Below are 3,814 nucleotides of genomic sequence, written 5' to 3'. Positions count from 1 at the left end.
ATCCACAGGGGAGAGCACGCGCACCTGTATCTGATCCAGGCTGAGGTCCACCGTCTTCCTGGTAGTCCTCGTGCATCAGCGCGAATGCCATCGCCAGAACACAAAAAACTACCGCATTGCCACTTAGTCAGTCCTCGCTTTGGCGCGGTCTTCAGGTCGAGGCCCATTGCTCGAATGGAGGTACAGGTAGGTGTACGTTCACCAAGCCTGAAGTTGTGCAGCAAGCTGTTGCACAATTGTGGTCAGTGCACTGACGTAGAAAGCGAGAGCGCCAAAACCGCCAGATTTCGCGCAAAAAGTACGGCTACCCCTTACGGGCGATATCGTTCCCGCGCCCTCTGCGGAGCGTCATCCGTTTCCTGCAGCGAATCGAGAAAATCCCGCGTCAGCGCGACACACTCATCAAAGCTGCGGTCGAAGCTGATCCGCTGGATCCTGGCGAACTGCTCGCGCATGATCGGCGGGCCCGCCTCGATTTGGCCCAGGAAGGCGGCTGCATGCCTCAGCAGAAACGGCGCGGCATGCGCGAGGGCTGTTGGTTCTTGCTCGACCACGACGGCCAGGTCGAAGAGATCCCGTGCGATGGCGCGGTCGCCCCGATGGTAGAGCTTCTTGGCAACGATTTCGGCTGCAGTCTCCACTTTGACTGGCTGCCCCATGATCTCCCAGATCTCGAATGGCTCGTCAGTCAGGTTGGGCGAGGCCACGACGTCGACTTCGCCGGCGTCAAGGACCAGCTTCACGAAGTTCCCCTGCTCCACATAGTCGCTCGTGATGCCCTCTGCAGTCTCGCTCAAACGGGGTGTCACGAACCCTAGATATTGCGGGTCCGGCACAAAGAGGTCGATATCGCGTGAAAAGCGATGGCGGTACCGGAGCATCAGGACCGTCCCGCCCCCGAAGGTCCAGAACGGCTCGATACCCCCGTGCTTCCTGACCTCCTCCATCAGCGTGAAGGCGTGAGGGAACAGGCTTTCCCAGGTGTCACCCTGGAGCTCAATCTTCATGCCCACAGCCCTCCGCGTGTCGCCGTCAATGACTGCGCGAGTCGTCTGAGGTTCTTCCAGATGTCGGCCGGTTTCCGGTGCTGCTTCGCCGCCACCTCGGCCACTACCTTGGTGACGAGTTGCAGTGGCGCCTCATCCAGGACCTGGGCTACTTGCGGTCGAAACTCCGCCGGCACCTCGCCAGTGGCCAGCGCCCATTCAAGCAGATCAGGCGTGAGCTCGCCGGCGTAACTGACGTTTGCGCCCTTCGCGGCCATCCATAGTGCGCGGGTCGGTGTGCCCCTGGCCTGGCGGCCGGCGTCGGGATCGTACACATCAAGCGCAAGGCCTAGGACGTCCATCAGCCGGCCCAGCGTTTCGAGCGTGGCGTTCACGGTTCCATGCTCAATGCCGTTTAGGGACTGGCGCGACAGTTTGGCCATATCCGCCAGTTGCTGCTGGGTCAGGCCGAGGGCGATCCGCTTGTGTTGAATCGTATTACCCAAGAGTGCAGGGTTCATGGCGAGAATCTCCGCTCGATGTGTCAAGTATAGACGACATAGACGGGGATATGGTTTCTTCGGCAATTGGGGGAATCGTCCTTTTCCTGCAGATTGATACGGTTGTGGTCAGCCCCGAGGGTGTGGGTTGCAGACCATTCGCCTGACCTTATTGCGGCCATCCGAGCACTTGTCGTACAGCTTTGTTCCGAACGACACTCCGAAAAGTGTAGATGTCGGCATTTGTGTATCGCTACGTTGGCAGGGAAGGGCAGCGCCAGCTCGAGGCGGCGGGTACAAACCTTTCGAATCTTGTGGAGGACGTGCGGCAGGAATTCGCTACCTGACCAACGCGCGTTATCCCATAGGACGGGTGGCAACGCTGCTGGGCTATTCACGCCAGTCGTCGTTTACGCAATGGTTCACTGCCCGATTTGGCACTCCGCCGCGTGCCTGGCGTGCCTCGCACGTGAAATGCAAATGTTCAGGTTTGTTTGATGCCTGCCCTTGGCCCGGGAATGGACGACCGCGGGCCGGACCTGCTTGTCTCTTCCCGGGGCTTCTTGCCGATAGCACATGGCTGACACGTTCAGCCGCGGGCATGGGAATCGAGAGTGCAAGCTAAGTTGTGATCGTGCTGGGCCGACTCGGTCGATGACGGCCTCCAACTCTGCGATCGATCGGGTCAGCACGCATTGCCGCTACTTAACGTGCAGGATCACGAGTCCCTCCGAGATCGTTGGGGCACTTGCGCCATTGCCAGTAGCGTTCTGTGCGATCCAATCCTTAGCCTTTTGGCTGCTTTCATCAACCCCCGTCTTGTCATTGCAAACGGTAACTGAGAAGCCAAATTCACCATCCTCGCTTCGGGCCAGTGTGTAGCTGACAAAGCCTTGGACCGAACGCATCAGTGATTCGATCTCAGGAGTGCGCCTCTCCAACAAATCGAAGAGTTCCTTAGCGCCTGCTCCCGAATATGCTCTTATTACGGTGTGCATGATATATCACTCACTTTGATGCCCTGGAGTTGGCGCGAATACGGTGCTGGGTGGAACCCTTAGTCGGTAGTCAATGCGACCAAGAGGTTCTTCTACGCCCGATTCATGTTGGCCAGTAGATGCCAGAAGGCTACTYTACATAGGGGCTGATTTGCATTCGGCCCCCATCAGGAACAACTTTGGCGGCGACTAGAAAAAATGCCAGTGATTTCTGGAGAATTTCCGTCTGTCCGCCAGCGGGCGAGGGAATTGAGGTCTATGAGTGACCTCCCGGGATAGTGCTGGCAGCGTTTGTCGACGGATGATCGGCGACCAAGTGCTGTACGGCCTCGGGATTGGCTATGTCGACGCACATCTGCCGGGCGCTACCCGGCTGACACCCGGCAGTGCTCCGTGGACGCGAGACCGGCGTTTGTTGGCAGTCGCCGATCGTCTGCGGCTGGCCGATCGGCCGCTCACTGGGGACACGCCCCCAAGCGGAGACCGCGCCAAAGCGGGGGCGGACGACCGGATCACTGTCAGGAGGCCAATGAGGCACCTACAATGCGCGCATGGCTTCCGATCCCGGGCCGGCGACCTCCGTCCTGCAACTTCGAATTGCTCTGCGTGGCCTGAGCCCGTCGGTTTGGCGACGCGTCCTCGTTCCCGAGCACTTGACGCGCGGGCAATTGCACAATGTGATCCAGGTCGTCATGGGCTGTGCCGACGAACGCACACGTTTAGCATTCGTGGCAGGCGTTACGGCGAAGCGCATGAAGGCATCCTGCAATTTTCCGCGGTAGCAAACGAGCTGACGCTGGCCGCGTTTAATCTGCGCGAGCACGAAGGCTTCGTCTTGCGACGTTGCGTGGCGGGTGGCGGCCCTTGCGCCGGGAGAGTTCGCGCATCCCGTGAGCGCGGGCGGCATGTTGGCACTGGGCTGCATCCTCATAAAGTGCAACAAGGAGCACTCATTGCACTGCGGCCGGCCCGATTGGCCGCGCCGTCAAAAATATTTTCCAAAAGGACTTGCCACTTCGATAAGCGCGCATTAATATTCGCTCCCTCGCAACGAAATGCGCTGCAGCAAAGCAGAGTAAAGCACAAGTTGTGGGGTAAAAAGAAAGGAAAAAAGCAATACGAATTCGTTCAGTGATGTTCGGGTTTAGTAGCCGGTTTTCTCTCGTTTTTATGTGCTGCAGACAAAGCAGCGACGCGGTAAGCAAAGCGAACCGCGGCAAGTTCTTTAACAAACAAACAACCGATAAGTGTGGGCGCTTGATAGCGGATGCCCGGTGCGCAAGCATCGGAGCTTACAAGTTATAAAGTGCTCGCACAGTAAAACATGTTC

The 3,814-nt window shown here is 58.5% G+C and carries 4 protein-coding genes; 1 reads left to right on the top strand and 3 read right to left on the bottom strand.

Going from position 1 to position 3,814, the window contains the following annotated elements; genetic code table 11:
• Positions 1 to 311: 311 nt before the first annotated feature.
• From AC1DO7_RS40135 to AC1DO7_RS40125, 3 genes are all read right to left on the bottom strand, one after another.
• Positions 312 to 1,007 carry a nucleotidyl transferase AbiEii/AbiGii toxin family protein gene (locus tag AC1DO7_RS40135; protein WP_441623281.1) on the bottom strand — a complete coding sequence of 232 codons (696 nt, stop codon included), beginning with the start codon at positions 1,005 to 1,007 and terminating at the stop codon, positions 312 to 314.
• Positions 1,004 to 1,507 carry a helix-turn-helix transcriptional regulator gene (locus AC1DO7_RS40130; RefSeq protein WP_441623280.1) on the bottom strand — a complete coding sequence of 168 codons (504 nt, stop codon included), beginning with the start codon at positions 1,505 to 1,507 and terminating at the stop codon, positions 1,004 to 1,006. Before AC1DO7_RS40130 ends, AC1DO7_RS40135 begins: the two co-directional genes overlap by 4 nt.
• 680 nt (positions 1,508 to 2,187) lie before the next feature.
• A complete protein-coding gene (locus AC1DO7_RS40125; protein WP_441623278.1) occupies positions 2,188 to 2,484 on the bottom strand; it encodes a hypothetical protein in 297 nt (98 codons plus the stop codon).
• Between the two features lie 551 nt (positions 2,485 to 3,035).
• On the opposite strand from AC1DO7_RS40125, the gene AC1DO7_RS40120 reads away from it, so the two are divergent.
• The gene (locus tag AC1DO7_RS40120) at positions 3,036 to 3,266 is read left to right on the top strand and encodes an IS1096 element passenger TnpR family protein (protein ID WP_441623276.1); all 231 of its coding nucleotides are present in this window, start codon (positions 3,036 to 3,038) and stop codon (positions 3,264 to 3,266) included.
• Positions 3,267 to 3,814: the final 548 nt, after the last annotated feature.

The sequence above is a fragment of the Cupriavidus sp. 05N40 genome, assembly GCF_056397305.1.
Note: the sequence above shows the minus strand (reverse complement) of the source record. Positions and strands in the feature narration are given on the sequence as shown.